Source organism: Neobacillus solisequens (genome assembly GCF_051233465.1).
In the GTDB taxonomy this organism is placed as follows: Bacteria; Bacillota; Bacilli; order Bacillales; family Cytobacillaceae; genus Neobacillus.
Genome location: NZ_JBKFGJ010000019.1, coordinates 1 through 22,642, shown reverse-complemented (window position 1 = coordinate 22,642; position 22,642 = coordinate 1). Strand labels below are relative to the sequence as shown.

Here is a 22,642-nt window from a genome sequence, read left to right as displayed (position 1 = left end):
GGATGGTGAATGATTTGAAAAAAAAGAAGTTAGTGCTAATTGATGGTAACAGTATTGCTTACCGTGCATTTTTTGCACTTCCACTCCTAAATAATGATAAAGGAATCCATACTAATGCAGTGTATGGATTTACAATGATGCTAATGAAAATTATTGAGGAGGAAAAACCTACTCATATACTTGTTGCGTTTGATGCTGGGAAAACAACCTTCCGTCATAAAACGTTTGAGGAGTATAAAGGTGGCAGGCAAAAAACGCCTCCAGAATTATCAGAGCAATTTCCATTTATTCGTGACCTTTTAGATGCCTATCAAATTTCAAGGTATGAACTGGAGAATTATGAAGCAGATGATATTATCGGTACTCTCTCGGCCATTGCTGAAAAAGAGGACTTTGAAATTAAGGTCATTTCCGGAGATAAGGATTTAACTCAGCTTTCATCTGAGAAAACGACGGTGGGCATTACCCGCAAAGGGATTACAGATATTGAACAATACACCCCTATGCATGTCATGGAAAAGTATGGTCTTACACCTGAACAAATTATTGATATGAAAGGTCTCATGGGAGATCAATCTGATAATATCCCTGGTGTTCCTGGAGTGGGAGAAAAAACGGCCATCAAGCTTCTAAAAGAATTTTCCACGCTTGAGAATTTGTATGAATCCATCGAAAATGTAAGCGGAGCAAAGCTGAAGGAAAAACTAGCAGAATTTAAAGGTCAGGCGTTAATGAGTAAACAGCTTGCCACAATAGAAAGACAGGCTCCAATCGATGTAACTTTGGAGTCTATTTCGTTTGAAGGACCAGAAAGGGAAAAAGTTGTTAGCCTATATAAAGAATTGGGCTTTTCTACATTATTGGAAAAAATGGGACAAGATCCGGCCGAGCAGGTACAGCTGGAGCTTGAAGCAGTTGAATACATAATTCCCGATGAGATTACCGAAGATCTTTTTGCGAACGAAAATTATTTTTATGTTGAAATGTTAGATGATAATTATCATTATGCGGATCTCATTGGGTTTTCTCTTGTAAATGAAAAGGGAAATTTCTATTTGCCAACTAAACTTGCATTGCAATCAGAAGTGTTTAAAAAGTGGGCTGAAGATGAAAGGAAAACGAAAATAGTTTATGATGCGAAGCGATCTGAAGTTTCATTAAGAAGATATGACATTCATTTAAAAGGAACAGAATTCGATATTTTGATGGCTGCTTATTTACTAAATCCATCGGAAACAATGGAAGACTTGGCGGCGATTGCGAAGACATACCATATTGTGAATATCCAATCAGATGAATCCTTTTACGGGAAAGGTGCTAAACGAGGGATACCAGAGAAAGAAGATCTTGCGGCGCATCTCGTCCGAAAAGGGATCGCTATGTCAGAGCTGCACACAAGGCTTGAAGATGAATTAAAGACAAATGAACAATATGAATTATTTAAAGACCTTGAAATGCCTTTATCACTCATTTTAGCAGATATGGAATCATGTGGAATCAAGGTGGAAAAAGAACGGCTACAATCCATGGGACGTGAGCTCAACAACAGATTAATCGAATTGGAAGAAAAAATCTGTGAGTTGGCCGGGGAAAAGTTTAATATTAATTCACCAAAGCAATTAGGCGTTATTCTATTTGAAAAATTAAACCTACCGACCTTTAAAAAGACAAAAACAGGGCACTCCACTTCAGCTGATGTCCTTGAAAAATTAGCGCCACATCATGAAATTATTGAGCATATCCTTCTGTACCGCCAATTGGGAAAATTACAATCTACTTACATAGAAGGGCTGCTTAAAGTCATCGATCCAAAAACAGAGAAAGTTCATACAAGGTTTCAACAGACATTAACAGCAACAGGTAGATTAAGTTCGATTGACCCTAACCTGCAAAACATCCCTATACGTCTAGAAGAAGGAAGAAAAATCCGCCAGGCCTTTGTACCATCTGAAAAAGGCTGGGTTATTTTTGCAGCGGATTATTCACAAATCGAGTTAAGGGTAATGGCTCATATTTCCGAAGATCAAAAATTAATTGAAGCATTTAAAGAAGATTTGGATATTCATACGAAAACCGCAATGGACGTATTCCATGTTTCGAAGGACGAGGTTACTTCAAATATGCGCAGGCAAGCTAAGGCAGTTAACTTCGGAATCATTTATGGGATTAGTGACTATGGTTTATCTCAGAATTTAGGGATCACCAGAAAGGAAGCGGCCCAATTTATCGACAGATATCTGAATAGCTTCCCTGGTGTTAAAGTATATATGGATGACATTATTCATTCAGCCAAACAAAAAGGGTATGTGACAACGCTATTGCAAAGAAGAAGATATATCCCTGAAATAACAAGCCGGAATTTTAACCTGCGAAGTTTCGCGGAAAGAACAGCGATGAATACGCCCATTCAGGGCAGTGCAGCTGACATTATCAAAAAAGCCATGATTGATATGGATGATGCCTTGAAGGACAAAGGATTAAAAACACGATTGTTATTGCAGGTACATGATGAATTAATTTTTGAAGCACCTGAAGAAGAAATTGACATATTGAAAGAATTGGTACCTCTTGTAATGGAGAATGCCGTAGAGCTTGCCGTTCCATTGAAGGTTGATTATGCTTACGGACCTACCTGGTTTGATGCAAAGTAAGAAGACAGCAAAGGGGGATTTGCCATGCCTGAACTTCCTGAAGTGGAAACGGTTCGTAAAACATTAAAAAATCTAGTGCTACACAAAACTATTCAGAGCATAACGATTAACTGGCCTAAAATCATAAAAAGTCCGGTGGAGACAGAGCAATTTATGGATGCCTTAAAAGGGGAAACGATTGAGGATGTTGGGCGAAGAGGGAAATTTCTAATCCTTTATACGAACCATTATGCCTTAGTATCCCATTTGAGGATGGAAGGAAGGTATGGTCTCTTTTCAAAGGACGAGCCGTCAGATAAGCATACCCATGTAATATTCCACTTTTCGGATGGAACCGAATTACGTTATCGGGATGTCCGTAAATTCGGAACGATGCATTTATATAAAAAAGGTGAGGAATTTTTAAAACCCCCGCTAGTACAACTGGGGCCTGAGCCTTTTTCCGAGGAATTTACAAAAGAATACTTGGAAGCAAAACTGAAGCAAACAAGCAGAAAAATCAAACCAGCCTTGTTAGACCAGAATTTGCTCGTTGGGTTAGGCAATATATATGTGGATGAGGCTCTTTTCCGTTCCGCGATTCATCCTGAGCGAATCGCCAGCTCTCTGACAGAAGAGGAAGTGACCATACTTCATAAAGAAATTATTGCTACCCTGAGTGAAGCAGTGAAAATGGGCGGAAGCACGATTCGGTCTTATGTAAATTCACAGGGGGAAATCGGAATGTTTCAACTTGAGTTATTTGCATACGGTCGAAAAGGTGAGGAATGTAAACGGTGCGGTACCCCGCTTGAGAAAATCACAGTAGGCGGCAGGGGAACCCATTATTGTCCAAATTGCCAAAAAATTAGTGGATTTCCGGTAAGCTAAAAACCTTTAATAACATTGGATGGGCTCTTTCCATATACTATCTTAGTGATTTTGAGGAAGGAGTCCCAGACATCATGGCACAGTTTTTCTCGCTTATCCTATTAGCTTTTGCTTTAAGCCTTGACAGCTTTAGCGTTGGATTTACGTATGGTTTAAGAAAAATGGTTATTCCGCTCAAGTCTATATTGATTATCGCAACCTGTACAGCTGTTTCTCTAATGGTTGCTATGTCAATCGGTCATGCCTTGGATAAAGTTCTATCCCCAAGAGTAACTGCCAGTATTGGGGGAATCATTCTAATTGCGCTTGGAGCATGGGTGATTGTGCAATTTTTTAGACCTGAGAAAGAAAAAGAAACACTGGAACATGAAAAGACAATCGTAAATTTTGAAATACGCTCACTTGGTTTGGCTATTAATATTTTAAAAAAACCAATGTCGGCTGATTTTGACCGTTCAGGTACGATTACGGGAATTGAAGCGCTTATGCTAGGGTTTGCGTTGTCATTGGATTCTTTTGGAGCTGGAATTGGAGCCGCAATGTTGGGGTATTCACCATTAAGTTTGGCCATTACCATTGCCGGCATGAGCTCATTATTTGTCTTTTTTGGGATAAAATGTGGAGCTATATTTCATAGGTTTGAATGGATTCAAAGATTTACTTTTATACCAGGAGTTTTATTAATTATTATTGGAATCTGGAAGATATAGAAACATAGAAAGGATCAAAAAATGTCTTTAGTCATTGGGTTAACGGGAGGTATTGCCAGCGGAAAAAGCACGGTATCCAACATGTTTAAGAAGTGGGATATTCGGGTCGTAGATGCAGATGTGGAATCCCGCTTGGCTGTTGAAAAAGGGGAACCTGCATATTTGAAAATAGTGGAAAAATTCGGATGTGATGTCCTATTGCCAGATGGAGGAATTAATCGCGAAAAACTCGGATCTATTATTTTCCACGATGCTAAAAAAAGGCAACTGTTAAATCAAATTGTTCATCCGGAAGTACGGAATCGAATGAAACAGAGGATAGAAGAAGGCATAAAGAACAAGGAAAAAGTAATCGTACTCGATATTCCTTTACTGTTTGAAAGCAAACTGACGTTTATGGTGGAAAAAACCATTCTCGTTTATGTCGATGAACCAACACAATTGCAAAGATTGATCCAACGAAACCAATTATCAACTGAAGATGCCCAAGCAAGAATACATTCACAAATGCCTTTAAAAGATAAAGTACAATTGGCGGATGCGGTCATCAATAATAACGGAACCATTGAAGAAACAGAAAAACAATTATTCGAGGTGCTAACTGGGTGGGGAATCACTTTATAATCACCGGATTAATTGTGTCAAATAGGGTTACCTCAGGAAAATCTTCTCTTGGGGCACCCTATTTTTTTGTGCTTATTTTTCAGAATTATAAAACATTAAAAAATCCGCCATTTATTTATCACATTTAAAGCGAAATATGTTATACTAATTACAACAATACGAGATAAAAAGTATAACACTAATACGGAAGGGGCCGTAAAATGAAAGCAAGAATAGCAATAAATGGTTTTGGGAGAATTGGAAGGATGGTTTTTAGACAAGCAATCCTTGAAAATAAATTTGATGTGGTAGCGATCAATGCTAGTTATCCAGCTGAAACGTTAGCACATTTAATTAAATATGATACCAATCACGGAACATTTCAAGGAGAAGTGATTCCTTTAGATGATGAATTATTAGTCAATGGCAAACGTGTTAAATTACTAAGCAACCGCAATCCTGAACAATTACCATGGAAAGAGTTAGGTATTGACATTGTAATTGAGGCAACTGGGAAATTTAACTCCAGAGAAAAAGCTGCATTGCATTTGGATGCTGGAGCAAAAAAAGTAATCTTAACTGCGCCTGGAAAAAATGAAGATGTTACCATTGTTATGGGTGTGAACGAAGAAATGTTTGATGTGACAAAGCATGATATTATTTCAAATGCTTCTTGTACAACAAACTGTCTGGCACCTGTAGTGAAAGTGTTGGATGACCAATTTGGCATCGAAAGCGGATTAATGACAACCATTCATGCTTATACAAATGATCAAAAAAACATTGACAATCCTCATAAGGATCTTCGTCGTGCCCGCGCCTGTGGACAATCAATTATTCCGACAACAACTGGGGCAGCAAAGGCATTATCACTTGTATTGCCGCATTTAAAGGGAAAATTGCATGGAATGGCACTTCGGGTGCCAACACCGAACGTTTCTCTTGTTGACCTTGTCGTAGATTTAAAGCAGGATGTAACGGTAGATGATATAAATAGAGCTTTTGAGAATGCATCAAATGGTTCTTTAAAAGGAATTCTTGGATTCACTGTTGAGCCGCTAGTTTCCGTAGATTTTAATACAAACGCGCATTCTGCCATTATTGACGGATTGTCAACAATGGTAATGGGAACGAGAAAAGTTAAAGTCTTAGCATGGTACGATAATGAGTGGGGATATTCTACCCGTGTAAACGATTTATGCCTTTATGTTGCTGAAAAAATAGCAACAACCAATCAAGTGAAGGTTGGATAAAGTTACATGTTAAAAGCTGCCAAAAGGGCAGCTTTTTTTATTCTATTTTCGTCAAATATGAAGGGAGACTTTTTATATTTTTCCTGTGTTGTTGTACACTAAAGATAAACAAGATTCGACTAGGAGTGGTATGATGACCATAATGCTAAGTTTATTTAATCGGTTTAAAAGAGAAATTGAAACAGATGAACAACAAACGGAAGAGACATTAAAAACTCATTACTATAAAGCTGCGTTCAATCAGGTATTTGATTCGCTTGAAAAAATGTTTAAAGAAGATGCAGATTGCCAAATCACCACTGTTTCAAAAGAGCGGGGAGAAATTGCTGTTGAGATTTCGAAACCGTTTGATTGTTTTTTGATTGTAACAGCTGTTTCCGTTAGCTCAATGGAGACGGCAGTGGATTTTACTATTTCCACTGAGAAAATTTCGTTTCTCGGAACATACTCAGATTTGAAAAATCGCCTTGATTCTTACTATCACCGACTTAATCAATTACATACGAATATTGGAACCAAGTAACAAGCAGTACTTTTTTACTTGTACAAAGGGTTTGTTTTTTATATGATAGTATTGATATAAACTAAAGTTTTTGCCTATTGATTGTTTAGATTTGGAGTTGATGCGACGATGAAATGCCCTTCATGTCAGCATTATGGTACACGTGTTCTTGATTCACGACCCATTGATGAAGGCCGTGCAACAAGAAGAAGACGAGAATGCGAAGAATGCGGTTATCGCTTTACCACTTTTGAGAAGATCGAGGAAATCCCATTAATTGTGGTAAAGAAAGAAGGTACCAGAGAGGAATTTAGTCGGGATAAAATCCTTAGGGGACTGATTAAAGCTTGTGAAAAGCGTCCGGTTGCTCTGAAACAATTGGAGGATATTACCCACGGTGTCGAGAAGGCACTTCGAAGTCAGGGGATCTCTGAAATTAAAAGTGATGACATTGGTGAAATGGTTATGGACAGGTTGGCACAAGTGGATGAGGTTGCCTATGTCCGGTTTGCTTCTGTTTATCGCCAATTTAAAGATATTAATGTGTTTATCGAGGAACTAAAAGAACTCATTAAGAAAGAGAAATCCTAGAGAGAGCTAAAGAAGGACTTTGGCTCTTTTTTCAGTTGTTGAATGAAAATCAACGCTGATTTTTAACCTGTTGATGGGAGCGGAAATCAACAGCCTAGTTTAAAAGGGATTTAGCATAATAAAATGAAAGGTTTGATGATATGACCCGGCATTGGCAGGAGATTCTTCCTATCGATCGTTACATTGTGTCAGCAAATGGGCTGCTTCATGAATATGACCGTAAAGTACTAACATTTTTATATCAGCCCTTGCTTGGGTCAACTTGCTTTAGCCTCTACATGACACTCTGGGCTGAACTTGAGGATAACAGACTATGGTCTGAGTCCTCCACCCATCATCTGCTGATGAATCTGCTCGGAGTCAACATGAAGGAGATTTATGAAGCCCGCCTGAAGCTAGAAGGTATAGGATTACTAAAAACATACGTGAAAACGAGTGACGAAGAACGTTCTTTTATATATGAACTCTACCCACCCCTTCATCCAGAGCAATTCTTTTTAGACGGGATGTTAAATATCTATCTTTATCGAAAAATTGGTAAAACCCATTATGCCCGATTAAAACGGTTCTTTTCTGATCAGCAGCTGCCAAAGGATCAAGACTATCAAGAGGTTACAAAGGCCTTTCAGGAGGTTTTTGCCTCTGCAACCCCCGGAAGTCTTCAATATCTTCAGGATGCTTCCACCGATTTGGAGCCTGCTGAACAAGAACGATTTATAGGCAGAAGTGAAGTAAAGGGAGTTCAAATCGATATCAACACATTTGATTTTGACTTGCTCCTGTCTGGGTTAAATGAATCGCTTGTTCCGAAGCGGGCGATTACTCCAAGGGTGAAAGAAATCATTAGTAACCTCGCCTTTCTTTATAGTGTTGATGCCATTGAAATGAAGAAACTTATTCTGGCAGCCCTAAACGAAAATGATGAGATTGATATCGAAGAGCTAAGAAAAGCAGCTCGCGATTGGTATCAATTTGTCCATTACGACCAGTTGCCAAGCCTGATTGAACGGATCCAGCCTGAACAACATAGAGTTCAGATGAAGGAACCGAAAACAAAAGACGAAAAGTTAATACAGTACTTTCAAACTACTTCACCATTAGAGGTTTTAAGAAATTTATCAAACGGGGGAGAACCTCCTGCTTCCGACCTTAAAATCATTGAAGAAATTATGATTAAACAAAAGCTTTTACCTGGTGTGGTTAATGTTCTTATTTGGTATGTCATGCAGATTAGTGACAGTAGTTTTACTAAAGCATATGTTGAGAAAATTGCCGGACAATGGGCCAGAAAAGGCTTTAAGACGGTAAAAGAAGCAGTTGACCATGCGCGGAATGTGTATAATAGTAATAAAACAACAAAAACAGAAAAGTTCACAAAGAAAAAGACAAATCGGAAAGAATTCTTGCCGGATTGGTTTGAAGAAGCAAAGGCTAAAATAACGGAAAGCGGACCAAAAGCAGAAAACGAAGAAAACGATGATTTAGAGGCGAAAAAGCGGGAAATTGAAGAAATGCTTAAGGCATTTGATGATTAGGTGATAATGTATGGAAAAAATTAACCAAACACTGAAACGGTTAGCATCAAGTGAAAGTTTTCAGAAGCGCTATGAAAAAATGCGGAAAGACACATTAGCTCATCCAGATGTCAGATCCTTTATTAGGGAAAACCATGACCAGCTTACAGAGGAAATGATTGAAAAAAGTATTAACAAGCTTTTTGAATATATTAACCAAAGCAAGGAATGCGCTAAATGTGAAAGTCTTGATGGTTGTGTGAATATGCTAAAGGGATATCAGCCTGAGTTAATCGTGACTCGAAATGCCATAGATGTTCATTATGACCGCTGCCCAAGGAAAGTTATTGCTGATGAAAAGCGAAAAAATGAAAGCTTAATCAAGAGTTTATACGTTCCGAGAGATATTTTAAATGCTACATTTGAGAACTTTGAACATGATAATGACAGGATTGCAGCAGCTCAGAAGGCAGCCGCCTTTTTAGTAAACTTTGAACAAGGAAAAACCACAAAAGGTTTATATTTTCACGGTAAATTTGGTGTTGGAAAATCTTATTTGTTAGGGGCCGTCGCCAATAGACTTGCCAAAAAGAAAATATCATCCATGATTGTTTATGTTCCTGAACTTTTTAGAGAATTGAAAAGTTCCATTGCAGATTCTACTTTAAATGAGAAAATTGAAGCCGTAAAAAAAGAACCTGTGCTTATGCTTGATGACATTGGGGCTGAGATGATTTCAAGCTGGACTCGGGATGAGATTTTAGGACCTATTTTACAATACAGAATGCTTGAAGGGCTGCCTACTTTTTTTACCTCCAATTATGATTTTCAGGGTTTGGCACGCCAACTTTCACAAAATCAGCGAGGCGATGAAGAACAAATGAAGGCCCTAAGAATTATGGAAAGAATCCGGGCACTAAGTGAACCGGTCCTGGTAGAGGGACCAAACCGTCGAGCCTAACACCTTAGAATTGTTTCTAAGGTGTTTTTTATACGGAGCATATAAGACGAGATTCTATTTTGGCCAAGACCCCCATATATATTAGAACAGATATTTTTTGTAGAGGGGGGATTTGGTTGGTAGAAATCATCTTCCAAAATAGAATAGATGCGGTACGGTTTTATGAGTACTTATTAGCACGTCTGGAACATAATCAGGATAGTGAGAATATTCTTCTATTAGAAGATCGATATATAGTGAAAATTTTTGAAGGGTCCTATACTGAATTCTTTTTGAATGAGGTAAAAAATGCCTTTTTTGAATTTATCACATATGTAAAGCGTGACGATTGGTTCAAGGAGATCCTGGCGCAACAATTTTATTTTACTGATGATGAAGAACAACAGCAAATATTGGATATACTTCATTCCATTCTAGAAGGAAAAAGAGAAGATTTGTCTGTTTTTATACGGGAAGTAAATGAAGAAGCTGAAATTCGTGAAGCGATTGACTATGTATTTCAGGAAAAGATCTCATTTTCATTTGATTCATTTTTCACATTCAGGCTTCAGGTCTTTCGTCAATTGCTGGAGAGTTATGTAGAAGTGTCAATCGATGAATACAAAATGGAGCAGGATTATCAGATGTTTGTTCATATGCTAAGGGACTTTTTGGCCAGCCGTGAATCGAAAATGGACATCCTTCATCTGTTATTTGATGAGGAAATTACCTTCTTTAATCAAGATTTCGTTGAAATGAAGCGCAGTGAACTGACAAGAATGATTGATCGAAAATTGCTTGTGAATCATCCCGTTTATGTTGATTCAACTACAATTGCTCCCTTACTATCAATTGCCCCAACTACTATTTTTTTATATGCAAAAGATGCTGAAGCTCCGTTAGTGAGAACTATTAAAAATATTTTTGAAGAAAGAGTCATTATTAAGCCTTATGGGGCTCTTCGAAGTGTCCAGAACGGCAATGGCGACCAATATTCAGCTGAAAATCATGGCTGAAAAATGGAATGGTTGAAATAATTTATTTGATTGGACCCGTGAACCTTGATTTTTTAAAATGTAATCATTATAATAACCTACATAACAGGATAGACTTAAATGTATCAAGTAAAAGTGATGATAAGGATAACAGTATTTTTTTACGGTTTAAAGAGAGGGGGGCCACTGGCTGAAAGCTTCCTAACACGAAAGAAGTACTTACCACCTTTAAACTTCAACAGGGAACCCTTCTTTTTGAAGCAAGTATTTGTTGACGGAAACAGCCGTTATCTGACCAAAGTCAATTGGCTTATGCCTATAAAGGCAAGTAAATTGAAAAATTGGGTGGAACCACGTGTTTATGATAACTCGTCCCTATTCCAGGGACGGGTTTTTTATTTTTTTATAAGCGCCTTTGAAGGTCCCAATTCCCGAAAGTGCGCACTAATTAATAGGAGGAATTCATTATGTCAGACGTTGTAAAAATTGCGTTCCCTGATGGAGCGGTAAAGGAGTTTCCACAAGGGACAACAACGGAAGATATTGCGGCATCAATTAGCCCAGGTTTAAAGAAAAAAGCCATTGCCGGAAAATTAAACGGACAAATCGTTGATCTTCGCCGTCCACTTCATGAGGATGGTTCAATAGAAATTGTTACACCTGAATCAGAGGACGCCCTAGAGGTGCTCCGTCATAGTACAGCACACTTAATGGCACAGGCTGTGAAGCGACTTTATCCAAATACAAAGTTTGGGGTCGGACCCGTAATCGAAGGTGGATTTTATTACGATATGGACCTCGAAGAGTCATTGACTCCTGAAGATCTTCCAAAGATTGAAAAAGAAATGGCTAAAATCGTAAATGAAAATCTAGAAGTGGTTCGTAAGGAAGTAAGCCGTGCAGATGCAGTTCAGCTTTTTAAAGAAGCGGGCGATCCTTACAAACTAGAATTAATTGAGGCTATTCCTGATGATGAAACAGTGACAATCTATGAACAGGGTGAATTTTTTGATCTTTGCCGTGGCGTACATGTTCCATCAACTGGAAAAATCAAAGAATTTAAATTGCTTAATATAGCCGGTGCTTATTGGCGCGGAAACAGCGATAATAAAATGCTGCAGCGTGTATATGGTACTGCCTTTTTCAAAAAAGAAGATTTAGCGGAGCACCTTCGCCTGCTTGAGGAAGCAAAAGAACGTGATCACCGAAAGCTTGGTAAAGAATTAAGCCTATTCACGAATTCACAGTTAATTGGACAAGGTTTACCGCTTTGGCTGCCAAAGGGTGCTACCATTCGCCGTACAGTTGAACGGTATATTGTTGATAAGGAAATTAGCCTAGGCTATGACCACGTGTATACACCAATCATGGGTAGTGTCGATCTATATAAAACTTCCGGTCACTGGGATCATTACCATGAAGATATGTTCCCTGTTATGGAAATGGACAATGAACAGCTCGTTCTTCGTCCAATGAATTGTCCGCATCATATGATGGTATACAAAAATGCGATTCACAGCTATCGTGAACTACCAATTCGAATTGCTGAACTTGGTACAATGCACCGCTATGAAATGTCTGGAGCATTATCAGGATTGCAGCGTGTTCGTGGGATGACACTTAACGATGCCCACATCTTTGTCCGTCCTGATCAGATTAAGGAAGAATTCCAACGAGTAGTCCAATTAATCATGGATGTGTATAAAGACTTTAATATAGAAGATTATTCTTTCCGTTTATCGTACAGAGATCCTCAAGATACTGAAAAATATTTTGATGATGACGCCATGTGGGAAAAAGCACAAAGCATGTTAAAAGAGGCAATGGACGGTCTAGGTCTTGATTATTTCGAGGCAGAGGGGGAAGCTGCATTCTATGGCCCTAAGCTTGATGTTCAAGTAAAAACAGCTTTAGGTAAGGATGAAACACTTTCAACTGTTCAATTAGACTTCCTATTACCAGAGCGATTTGATTTAACTTATGTAGGTGAAGACGGTAAACAGCATCGCCCGGTTGTCGTTCACCGCGGGGTTGTTTCCACCATGGAACGCTTCGTTGCCTACTTAATTGAAGAATATAAAGGGGCATTCCCAACTTGGTTAGCACCTGTCCAAGTGCAAGTGATCCCAGTGTCGCCTGACGTGCATTTTGAGTATGCAAGAAAAGTACAGGAACAACTGAAAAGCCAAGGTTTCCGCGTAGAATTAGATGGACGTGATGAAAAAATAGGCTATAAAATTCGCGAGGCTCAAATGCAAAAAATTCCTTATATGCTTGTAGTCGGCGACAAAGAAGTAGAAGAAAATGCTGTCAATGTCCGTAAATATGGTGAACAAAAATCTGAAACAAAACCATTTGCCGAGTTCCTTTCTGCATTGAAGGATGAGGTTCAATTTTAATCATGGAAATAATTGGGGGTCTATTGACTCCCATTTATTTTTAAAATAACTATTGAATATTTCATTGTTTCTTGTTAAAATGAATTTCGTTGTCATGAAAAGAGTTTATTTGACATAATTACTTTGTTTATGGTATAGTAACTAAGGTAAAAAATTGAATACTCGTTTTATAGAAAAGAAGAAGCACCCGCTTCTCACCTGATTTGACGCAATAAGCAGTTGGCAGGTTTTACGTGGACTATTTTAGTTTATAACTATTGTTTCGTAAAGTGTGGGTGTATTCATCCGCACTTTTTTATTTGGAACCACTAAGACTGCTGTAAGCAAATCAGTTTATGGGTGGACCATTCTGATTTTCTAACTTGAACATTGTATTCGTGAAGAAACCTTGGAGGTGGCTAACTATTAGCAAAGACATGTTGGTAAATGAGGGTATTCGCGCTCGTGAGGTTCGCTTAATTGACCAAAATGGTGAACAATTAGGAATTAAAACTAAAATCGAAGCGCTTGAGATTGCCGGAAGAGTAAATCTTGATTTAGTGCTTGTTGCGCCTAACGCAAAGCCTCCGGTAGCCCGGATTATGGACTATGGCAAATTTAAATTTGAGCAGCAAAAGAAAGACAAAGAAGCTCGTAAAAATCAAAAAATCATTACTACTAAAGAAGTACGTCTGAGTCCAACAATTGATGAGCATGATTTCAATACAAAACTTCGCAATGCGATTAAGTTTTTGGAAAAAGGCGACAAGGTAAAAGCTTCAATCCGTTTCAAAGGAAGAGCAATTACCCACAAAGAAATCGGTCAAAAAGTATTAGACCGATTTGCTGAAAGCTGCAAGGAAGTAGCAACCATCGAGTCTCATCCAAAAATGGATGGCCGAAGCATGTTCCTTGTCCTGGCACCTAAAATCGAAAAGTTATAAGGAGGACATCCCAATGCCAAAAATGAAAACTCACCGCGGCGCTGCTAAGCGTTTCAAAAAGACTGGAACTGGTCAATTAAAGCGTGACCATGCATATACAAGCCACTTATTTGCAAACAAGTCAACAAAAGCTAAGCGTAAACTTCGTAAGGCTGGTCTTGTTTCAAAAGGCGATTTCAAACGTATTCGTCAATTATTAACAAACGTTAAATAAACTCGAGGAAGATCGATTTATCATAGGAGGGAAATTACATGCCACGTGTAAAAGGCGGTACAGTTACGCGCAAGCGTCGTAAAAAGGTTCTTAAATTAGCTAAAGGTTATTACGGTTCAAAACATACATTATACAAAGTTGCTAACCAACAGGTTATGAAATCATTACAATATGCATTCCGTGACCGTCGTCAGAAAAAACGCGACTTCCGTAAACTTTGGATCACTCGTATCAATGCAGCTGCTCGCATCAACGGTCTTTCTTACAGCCGTTTAATGCATGGCTTAAAGCTTGCTGGTATCGAAGTAAACCGCAAAATGCTTGCTGAATTAGCAATCAGCGATGCAAATGCATTTACTCAATTAGCAGATGCTGCTAAGCAACAATTAAACAAGTAATTACTTTTCATAACGCCATTCTCGCTATTGAGGATGGCGTTTTTCATAAGGTGGGGAATTCTATGCAAGACGGCAAAATGATTGTGTTGATTACCTATTTAATTATAAACTTAATTGGATTTATCATTATGGGAGTCGATAAAAAGAAGGCAGAAAAACATCAGTACCGAATTCCGGAACGAACCCTGTGGCTCGTGGCACTATTTGGCGGAGCGATCGGAACCACAGCAGGTATGCAGCTATTCCGGCATAAGACCAAACATGCATCTTTCAAATTCGGGTTCCCGTTACTGGCGATTATTGAACTAATACTTTTTTTAAAACTATGGTTATAGTAAAGTATACTAATAATTATACACCAGTTGATTGGAGTGGAGGGTGCGCAGACTCCTGTGGGAGTACGGGGCAGGGGAGACCCCGCAGACGCTTAAGCGGCGAGGAGGCTCCCCGCAACGCCCACGGAAAGCGAAGCGCCCGGAGCGGAAATCAACTGCCTATTATAATAACGTTTTTTTAGGGAGTGACTAATATAAATGAACCTCGAAAAATTGTTCCAAATGCAAAAGGCTCTGGACTCTCATATTGAGCAAAAGCATCAGCTTCAAAACGAAGATTTATTTTCTAGAAAAGTACTAGCTTTACTGGTGGAACTTGGTGAATTGGCCAATGAAGCGCGCAGCTTTAAATTTTGGAGTGTAAAACCGGCCTCCCCCAAAGCCGTAATCCTTGAGGAATATGTGGATGGAGTGCACTTTATTTTATCACTCGGAATCGAATGCGGGTTTGATAAACAAAAAATGGAATTAGACGTAAAACCGGAAATCGCTGATGTCACCGAACAATTTTTGCAGGTGTATAACCAGATCAGCCAATTTCAAAAAGAAAAAAATGTAGCCAATTACCTAAAATTATTCTCAGCCTACTTTCAGCTTGGCAGCCTGTTAGGAATTGCTTATGAGGAAATGGAACAGGCATATTTTTCAAAAAACGAAGTAAATTATCAAAGACAACAAAATAATTATTAACAGAAAAATTTGTTAAAATATTTAGGGTTCCGATATAATAAGAGTGTACATACATTAAAGGGGGTTTATTATGCCTAATTTAGATGAAACACTGTTAATGCTTAAGGATTTAACGGATGCCAAGGGAATTCCCGGCAATGAGCGTGAAGTACGCGAAGTCATGAAAAAATACATAGCACCATTAGCAGATGAAATCACCACAGATGGCTTGGGAAGTCTGATTGCCAAAAAGGTTGGAAAAGAAGGCGGCCCAAAAATTATGGTAGCCGGGCATTTAGATGAAGTAGGCTTTATGGTAACCCAAATCGATGATAAAGGCTTCCTTCGTTTTCAGCCTGTTGGCGGCTGGTGGGGCCAAGTCATGTTGGCTCAGCGGGTTACAATTGTTACAAGAACAGGTGACGTAACCGGAATTATTGGTTCCAAGCCTCCACATGTGTTATCTGCTGAAGCGCGGAAAAAGCCGGTAGAAATCAAAGATATGTTTATCGATATCGGTGCCTCCAGCCGTGAGGAAGCATCCGAGTGGGGCGTTCGTCCTGGTGATATGATTGTCCCTTACTTTGAATTTACGGTAATGAACAATGAAAAAATGCTGTTAGCAAAAGCGTGGGATAACCGGATTGGCTGTGCGATTGCCATTGAAGTGATGAAACAGCTCCAAGGTGTTGACCATCCAAACATTGTTTACGGTGTTGGTACGATCCAAGAAGAAGTCGGCCTTCGTGGTGCCAAAACGGCAACAGCTAAAATTGAACCGGATATTGGCTTTGCTGTAGACGTTGGTATCGCTGGAGATACTCCAGGAATTACCGAAAGAGAAGCAATGAGTAAAATGGGTAAAGGACCACAGGTTGTCATATATGACGCATCCCTTGTGGCTCATAAAGGCTTGTGTGATTTTGTCACTGATACTGCTGATGAATTAAAGATCCCTTATCAATATGAGTCCATTCCAGGCGGCGGTACAGATGCCGGCTCAATCCATTTAACCCATAACGGTGTACCGGCTATGGCAATTACAATCGCAACGCGCTATATCCACTCACACGCGGCCATGCTGCATCGTGATGATTTTGAAAATGCTGTTAAGCTAATTGTTGAAGTCATCAAACGTCTTGACCGTGAGACAGTTGATAAGATAACTTTTGAATAAAGTTGTAATCCCCTGGCTTTACTAGCTGGGGGATTTCTATGTTTTGCAAGTAAAAAGGGAATGTCTCGCAAGTATATTGGTGTATGTTGCAAGTAAATAAAGATATTTTGCAAGTAAAATTATATTTTCCGCAAAAAAAAAACCTTTTTCAATGGTTCTGTTAAACTTGTATGTTGATTTCCGCTCCAGGCACTTCGCTTTCCGTGGGCGTTTCGGCGAGCCTCCTCGGCGCTTGCGCCTGCGGGGTCTCTCCAGAACCGTACTCCCACAGGACATTGATTATCTTCCTAGAATTTGCCCACGCACGAAGGAAATGCGTTAGCATTTTCGAGGAGTCTTCGTGCCTTCCGCTCCTATCAACAGGGTTTAAAAATCAACAGTATTCATTAACATAGCCTTTTCAATAAAAAGGCCATCGACTTCTAAAAAGTCGACAGCCCTGTAAATTAATGTTTTAAGCCGTTTTCAAGAGTGGTAAGCAATTCTTTTTTCTCATCTTCGGATGAATTTTGCCAAATTACTTCAAATAATACCCCTAAGCCGGGTAACATTTTTTCCTCACCGCTTTGAATCGCATCCACGATTGTATCTTCCAACTGATCCTGTGTATTTCCGGAAACATTGTGAATAATTGCATTTCGTAAATTTAAGTTCATCGCAAATCTCTCCTTTTTCACACATTTCCTTATTATTATTTCTAAATTTGGTTTTATTATGTATTTTAATTAGGCTATAATGGAAAAATCAGAGTAAATTAAAGGGGATCACAGAATTGAAATACATTCAATCTTTGCAAAATCCACAAGTTAAACAATGGAAAAAGCTTTTAACCAAAAAAGAACGTGACCGCTCAGGGACCTATTTAATAGAAGGATATCACTTGGTAGAGGAAGCATTGAAGCAACCGGAGCAAGTATTAGAAGTAATTGTTTCTGAAAAGATTGGAATGCCATCGAGGCTGGATGTTGGCTCTACTCCGGTATTTTCTGTAACAGAGGAAATCGAAAAAGAACTCGCAGAAACAGAAACTTCCCAAGGGATATTTGCAGTGTGCCGACAGGATAATCAACCGGAAGCTTTGTCCGATGCCAAAACCTATCTTATGATTGATGCGGTCCAAGACCCGGGTAACCTTGGAACCATGATTCGAACGGCTGATGCTGCTGGGATCGATGCAGTGATTGTCGGCAGCGGCAGTGTAGATATTTTTAATTCAAAAGTGCTGCGCTCTGCCCAAGGCAGCCATTTTCATCTTCCCATTATTAGAGGGGATTTGCTGCAATGGACGAATCAATTGAGAGAAAAAAATATTCCTGTTTACGGTACAGCACTTGAGGGGGCTGAAGCATATACTAGTACTTCACCTACAGATTCATTTGCTTTAATCGTTGGAAATGAAGGGAATGGTGTGAATCAAGAACTTCTTGCTGAGACCACTGCCAACCTATATATTCCTATCTTCGGCAAAAGTGAATCATTAAATGTCGCAGTTGCAACAGGAATTTTGTTATATTATTTGAAACACAAGGAAAATTAGTATATAATATTGAACAATATTGATAATACAAAAACGATGACGGAGAAAAGTATTTTGTCAAAGAACATCCAGGGAGAAAGTGCCGAGACTGCAAGCACTTTTATGGGAAAGACAAAAGAAGTTCACCTCCTGAGTTGGCATCGGGACCATTTTTCATAATGTAAAGATGCATCGGCAGAAGCCGTTATCCGAATGAAGTGAACACAAATGGCTTACATATGTGTTAACAAGGGTGGTACCACGACTAATACCTCGTCCCTTTTTTAGGGGTGGGGTTTTTTTATTTTCCCAAAACGCTCATTCGAAACTATTACATAAACCATTAAGGAGGAAATAGAATGCAAGAACGATTAAAGGAATTGCAGGCTGAAGCTATTCAAAAGGTAGAACAATCTTCAAGCCTAAAAGAATTAAACGATATTCGCGTAGCCTATCTCGGCAAAAAAGGTCCTATTACCGAAGTGCTGCGAGGCATGGGGAAACTTTCTGCAGAAGAGCGCCCAATTATGGGGGCACTTGCTAATGAAGTAAGAGAAGCCATTGCTTCAAAAATTGAAGCCAAACAAGCAGAGCTAGAAGAAGCTGCTGTTCTTGAAAAATTAGCATCTGAAAGCATTGATGTAACACTTCCTGGACGTCCGATTAAAACGGGCAGTCACCATCCATTAACCAAAATTATTGAAGAAATTGAAGATTTGTTTATCGGTATGGGCTACGAAATTGCCGAGGGTCCAGAAGTGGAACAGGATTACTATAACTTTGAAGCGTTAAACCTGCCAAAAGGCCACCCTGCCCGTGATATGCAGGATTCCTTCTATATTACTGAAGAAATTTTAATGCGTACTCATACATCACCGGTTCAGGCCCGCACCATGGAAAAGCATGGAGGCAAAGGCCCCATCAAAATTATTTGCCCTGGTAAAGTATATCGCCGTGATAATGACGATGCGACTCACTCCCATCAATTCATGCAAATTGAAGGGTTGGTTGTCGGTGAAAATATTCGCATGAGCGATTTAAAAGGAACACTTGAAGTTTTTGCGAAAAAAATGTTCGGTCAAGACCGTGAGATTCGCTTACGCCCAAGCTTCTTCCCATTTACAGAGCCATCGGTTGAAATGGATATTTCCTGTAAAATGTGCGGTGGTCATGGCTGTAATGTATGTAAGCAAACTGGCTGGATTGAAATCCTTGGAGCCGGAATGGTTCATCCAAACGTACTTGAGATGGCTGGATATGATTCAAAAAAATACACTGGTTTTGCTTTCGGAATGGGTCCAGAGCGAATTGCGATGTTAAAATATGGTGTGGATGATATTCGCCATTTCTATACAAATGATGTTCGTTTCTTAAAGCAATTTTCATTACACGAGAAATAGGAGGTTGACGACCGATGTTCGTTTCATATAAATGGCTCCAAGATTATATTGATTTGACTGGAGTAACGGCAGCAGAACTTGCTGAAAAAATTACGAAAAGCGGAATTGAAGTAGAAGGTGTAGAAGTTTTAAATGAAGGAATTAAAGGAGTAGTTGTTGGTCACGTAGTAGAACGTGAACAACACCCAAATGCTGATAAACTAAGCAAATGTTTAGTGGACATTGGCCAAGGTGACCCAGTGCAAATCATTTGCGGAGCACCTAATGTGGCTAAAGATCAAAAGGTTGCCGTAGCGACAGTTGGCGCTGTACTACCCGGCAATTTCAAAATAAAAAAGGCTAAGCTTCGCGGCGAGGAATCCAATGGCATGATCTGTTCCCTTCAAGAGCTTGGCATGGAAGGAAAAATTGTTCCTAAAGAATATTCAGAGGGGATTTTTGTTTACCCTTCTGATGCTGAGGTTGGCAGTGATGCACTTGCGTTATTAAATAGAGATGATGAAGTGCTCGAGCTTGGCTTAACACCAAACCGATCAGATTGCTTAAGCATGCTTGGTGTGGCTTACGAAGTAGCTGCCATTCTTGGCAGAGAGGTAAAACTGCCGGAAACAGATCTTCAGCCTTCCAATGAAAAAGCAACTGATTATGTAAAAGTTATCGTCGAAGCAAAAGAAGACAATCCATTGTATGTGGCAAAAATGATCAAAAACGTAAAAATTGGTCCATCACCGCTTTGGATGCAAACAAGATTAATGTCCGCTGGTATCCGACCGCATAATAACGTCGTTGATATTACCAACTACATTCTGCTTGAATACGGCCAGCCATTGCACGCATTCGATTATGACCGCTTAGGTTCTAAAGAGATCTTGGTACGTCGCGCGAATGATGGCGAAAAATTTGTAACTCTTGATGATGTGGAACGCACTTTAACTTCCGAACACCTTGTCATCACCAACGGCGTTGAGCCAGTTGCCATGGCTGGAGTTATGGGCGGAGCCAATTCTGAGGTAACATCTGATACCACTACTGTTCTATTAGAATCTGCATATTTTAATGGAGCTACGGTAAGAAAAGCTTCGAAAGATCATAGTTTAAGAAGTGAAGCGAGTGCCCGTTTTGAAAAGGGTGTTGATCCTAATCGTGTTCGTGCAGCCGGAGAACGTGCCGCGTACTTAATGGCTAAGTATGCAGGCGGTGAGGTATTAGAAGGTGCGGCAGAAGTAGATGTGCTAACAGTTGAGCCGGCAGTTGTGTCTGTTACACTTGAAAAAATTAATCGGGTGCTGGGAACAGAACTTAGCATGGATCAAGTAAAAGAAATTTTTGACCGTTTGCAATTTGGTTCCAGTATTGAAAATGATACCATCACTGTAACGGCACCGACGCGCCGTGGCGATATTAAAATAGAAGAAGATTTACTTGAAGAAGTAGCTCGCCTTTATGGGTATGATTATATTCCAAAAACATTGCCGATTGGCTCTTCAACACCTGGTAAACTATCCGAATACCAGAAAGGACGCCGTGTTGTCCGTCAATATCTAGAAGGTGCTGGACTATATCAGGCAGTGACATATTCTTTAACAAGTGAAGATAAAGCAGCTCAATTTGCAATGGAGAAACGCGAAGCAATCCGTTTAGCAATGCCAATGAGCGAAGATCGAAGCGTACTTCGTTTAAGCATTCTGCCGCAGCTGTTGGAAGTAGTAAAATACAATAGTGCAAGACAAAACGACAGCCTGGCTGTTTATGAAACGGGCAATGTCTTTTTATCAAATGGTGTGGAGGTGCTTCCTGAAGAAGAAGAGCATCTCGCAGGGGCAATTACAGGCCTATGGCACCAGCACTCATGGCAAGGCGAGAAAAAACCAGTTGACTTCTTTGTCTTAAAAGGAATCTTAGAAGGACTATTTGAAAAGCTTGGATTAACTGAAAACGTTCAATATGTCCAGTCGCAAGTGGAGGGCATGCATCCGGGACGTACGGCAGAACTCCTACTAAATGGTGTAAAAATTGGCTTTGCCGGTCAAGTCCACCCAAGCGTCCAAAAATCCTTAGATCTAAAAGATACTTATGTTTTCGAACTATCATTAAAAGCGATTCTTGGCGAAGAGACTGCTGCATTGCAGTATAAGTCAATTCCTCGTTTCCCATCCATCACAAGAGATATTGCCCTTGTGGTAAACAGTGAAACAGTGTCAGGCACCCTGAAAGAAATCATTGTAACTGCCGGTGCACCACTGCTTCAAGAAGCGCAGGTATTTGACCTGTATGAAGGCGACAAGCTTGAAGCCGGCAAGAAATCTGTGGCATTCAGCCTACGTTATGTCGATCCGGAACGGACTTTAACAGATGAAGAAGTAACAAAGGTTCACAATCGCGTTTTAGCTGCATTAGAAGAAAAAGCTGGCGCGGTATTAAGGGGCTAAAATTTGAAAAGAGTACTTTGTGGTTTTTTAAAACTGCGAGTACTCTTTTTTTTATGATACTCATTTTTATAAAGCCCGATTAGTGAAAAACAGGATGGCCGCGGTCGTTAGGAGGAGTTCATAAAGCCCGGTTGGTAGAAAAAAGGAGGGAGCGGTCGTTATGAGGGTTTCATAAAGCCCGAGTGGTGGAAAAAAAGCAGTGCGCGGTCGTTATGAAGGGTTCATAAAGCCCGATTAGTGAAAAAAAGGATAGGTGCGGTCGTTATGAGGAGTTCATAAAGCCCGGTTGGTAGAAAAAAGGAGGGAGCAGTCATTATGAGAGGTTCATAAATCAATTTAGAAAAAGAGTCGCCAATAAACCCTCTTGGCATCCGCCCAAGAACATCCAAAAGAAAAGATGTCGCCAATAAGCCCTCTTGGCGTCCGCCCAAGAGCATCCAAAAGAAAAGATGTCGCCAATAAGCCCTCTTGGCGTCCGCCCAAGAGCATCCAAAAGAAAAGATGTCGCCAATAAGCCCTCTTGGCGTCCGCCCAAGAGCATCCAAAAGAAAAG

The 22,642-nt window shown here is 39.7% G+C and carries 22 protein-coding genes and 3 other annotated features; of the genes, 20 read left to right on the top strand and 2 right to left on the bottom strand.

All coding sequences use genetic code 11. The features are described from left to right. Positions 1–2: 2 nt before the first annotated feature. From polA to ACI3K6_RS17690, 17 genes are all read left to right on the top strand, one after another. Positions 3–2,651, top strand: coding sequence for a DNA polymerase I (gene polA / locus ACI3K6_RS17770; protein WP_435555890.1), 2,649 nt, complete (start codon positions 3–5; stop codon positions 2,649–2,651). 24 nt (positions 2,652–2,675) lie between these two features. Then, a complete protein-coding gene (gene mutM, locus ACI3K6_RS17765) occupies positions 2,676–3,521 on the top strand; it encodes a DNA-formamidopyrimidine glycosylase (protein ID WP_435555889.1) in 846 nt (281 codons plus the stop codon). A gap of 74 nt (positions 3,522–3,595) precedes the next feature. Then, complete coding sequence (gene ytaF, locus ACI3K6_RS17760) at positions 3,596–4,231, top strand: sporulation membrane protein YtaF (RefSeq protein WP_435555888.1); 636 nt, start codon at positions 3,596–3,598, stop codon at positions 4,229–4,231. A 21-nt stretch (positions 4,232–4,252) separates the two neighbouring features. Next, the gene (gene coaE / locus ACI3K6_RS17755) at positions 4,253–4,855 is read left to right on the top strand and encodes a dephospho-CoA kinase (protein WP_435555887.1); all 603 of its coding nucleotides are present in this window, start codon (positions 4,253–4,255) and stop codon (positions 4,853–4,855) included. Between the two features lie 200 nt (positions 4,856–5,055). Beyond that, entirely contained in the window at positions 5,056–6,087 is a 1,032-nt protein-coding gene (locus ACI3K6_RS17750) for a glyceraldehyde-3-phosphate dehydrogenase (RefSeq protein WP_335477441.1), read from the top strand. Positions 6,088–6,220: 133 nt separating this feature from the next. Continuing rightward, the gene (locus ACI3K6_RS17745) at positions 6,221–6,610 is read left to right on the top strand and encodes a hypothetical protein (RefSeq protein ID WP_335477440.1); all 390 of its coding nucleotides are present in this window, start codon (positions 6,221–6,223) and stop codon (positions 6,608–6,610) included. Between the two features lie 108 nt (positions 6,611–6,718). After that, positions 6,719–7,180: a transcriptional regulator NrdR gene (nrdR, locus tag ACI3K6_RS17740; protein ID WP_335477439.1), complete on the top strand. Its 462-nt coding sequence runs from the start codon at positions 6,719–6,721 to the stop codon at positions 7,178–7,180. Between the two features lie 140 nt (positions 7,181–7,320). After that, positions 7,321–8,715: a replication initiation and membrane attachment family protein gene (locus tag ACI3K6_RS17735; protein WP_335477438.1), complete on the top strand. Its 1,395-nt coding sequence runs from the start codon at positions 7,321–7,323 to the stop codon at positions 8,713–8,715. Between the two features lie 10 nt (positions 8,716–8,725). Further along, entirely contained in the window at positions 8,726–9,655 is a 930-nt protein-coding gene (dnaI, locus tag ACI3K6_RS17730) for a primosomal protein DnaI (RefSeq protein WP_335477437.1), read from the top strand. 116 nt (positions 9,656–9,771) lie between these two features. Continuing rightward, entirely contained in the window at positions 9,772–10,650 is an 879-nt protein-coding gene (ytxC, locus tag ACI3K6_RS17725; protein WP_435555886.1) for a sporulation protein YtxC, read from the top strand. Between the two features lie 108 nt (positions 10,651–10,758). Then, positions 10,759–11,009, top strand: a binding site (T-box leader). 87 nt (positions 11,010–11,096) lie between these two features. Further along, the gene (thrS, locus tag ACI3K6_RS17720) at positions 11,097–13,028 is read left to right on the top strand and encodes a threonine--tRNA ligase (protein ID WP_435555885.1); all 1,932 of its coding nucleotides are present in this window, start codon (positions 11,097–11,099) and stop codon (positions 13,026–13,028) included. Positions 13,029–13,197: 169 nt separating this feature from the next. Further along, positions 13,198–13,331 (top strand) — a sequence feature (ribosomal protein L20 leader region). Between the two features lie 113 nt (positions 13,332–13,444). After that, entirely contained in the window at positions 13,445–13,951 is a 507-nt protein-coding gene (gene infC, locus ACI3K6_RS17715; RefSeq protein WP_435555984.1) for a translation initiation factor IF-3, read from the top strand. A gap of 13 nt (positions 13,952–13,964) precedes the next feature. After that, positions 13,965–14,165, top strand: a complete 201-nt coding sequence (gene rpmI, locus ACI3K6_RS17710; protein ID WP_435555884.1) for a 50S ribosomal protein L35 — start codon at positions 13,965–13,967, stop codon at positions 14,163–14,165. 38 nt (positions 14,166–14,203) lie between these two features. Continuing rightward, entirely contained in the window at positions 14,204–14,563 is a 360-nt protein-coding gene (gene rplT / locus ACI3K6_RS17705) for a 50S ribosomal protein L20 (RefSeq protein ID WP_335477433.1), read from the top strand. A 62-nt stretch (positions 14,564–14,625) separates the two neighbouring features. Then, entirely contained in the window at positions 14,626–14,898 is a 273-nt protein-coding gene (locus ACI3K6_RS17700; RefSeq protein ID WP_435555883.1) for a DUF1294 domain-containing protein, read from the top strand. A 198-nt stretch (positions 14,899–15,096) separates the two neighbouring features. Continuing rightward, entirely contained in the window at positions 15,097–15,588 is a 492-nt protein-coding gene (locus ACI3K6_RS17695; protein ID WP_435555882.1) for a dUTP diphosphatase, read from the top strand. Positions 15,589–15,658: 70 nt separating this feature from the next. Further along, a complete protein-coding gene (locus ACI3K6_RS17690; protein ID WP_435555881.1) occupies positions 15,659–16,744 on the top strand; it encodes a M42 family metallopeptidase in 1,086 nt (361 codons plus the stop codon). Positions 16,745–17,190: 446 nt separating this feature from the next. Here the strand turns inward: ACI3K6_RS17690 and sspI are convergent, their stop codons facing one another. After that, on the bottom strand, positions 17,191–17,400 hold the full coding sequence (gene sspI / locus ACI3K6_RS17685) for a small acid-soluble spore protein SspI (RefSeq protein WP_335474895.1): 210 nt from the start codon (positions 17,398–17,400) through the stop codon (positions 17,191–17,193). Between the two features lie 116 nt (positions 17,401–17,516). On the opposite strand from sspI, the gene ACI3K6_RS17680 reads away from it, so the two are divergent. The 3 genes from ACI3K6_RS17680 to pheT all read left to right on the top strand — a co-directional run bounded on the left by ACI3K6_RS17680 (position 17,517) and on the right by pheT (position 22,089). Continuing rightward, positions 17,517–18,281, top strand: coding sequence for a TrmH family RNA methyltransferase (locus ACI3K6_RS17680; protein WP_435555880.1), 765 nt, complete (start codon positions 17,517–17,519; stop codon positions 18,279–18,281). 27 nt (positions 18,282–18,308) lie between these two features. After that, positions 18,309–18,544, top strand: a binding site (T-box leader). Positions 18,545–18,619: 75 nt separating this feature from the next. Continuing rightward, positions 18,620–19,660: a phenylalanine--tRNA ligase subunit alpha gene (gene pheS, locus ACI3K6_RS17675; protein ID WP_335474899.1), complete on the top strand. Its 1,041-nt coding sequence runs from the start codon at positions 18,620–18,622 to the stop codon at positions 19,658–19,660. Between the two features lie 14 nt (positions 19,661–19,674). Further along, entirely contained in the window at positions 19,675–22,089 is a 2,415-nt protein-coding gene (gene pheT, locus ACI3K6_RS17670) for a phenylalanine--tRNA ligase subunit beta (RefSeq protein WP_435555879.1), read from the top strand. A 221-nt stretch (positions 22,090–22,310) separates the two neighbouring features. Here pheT and ACI3K6_RS17665 read toward each other — a convergent pair. Beyond that, positions 22,311–22,642 (bottom strand): hypothetical protein (locus ACI3K6_RS17665; protein ID WP_435555878.1); only part of this gene is annotated, 332 nt, incomplete at its 5' end.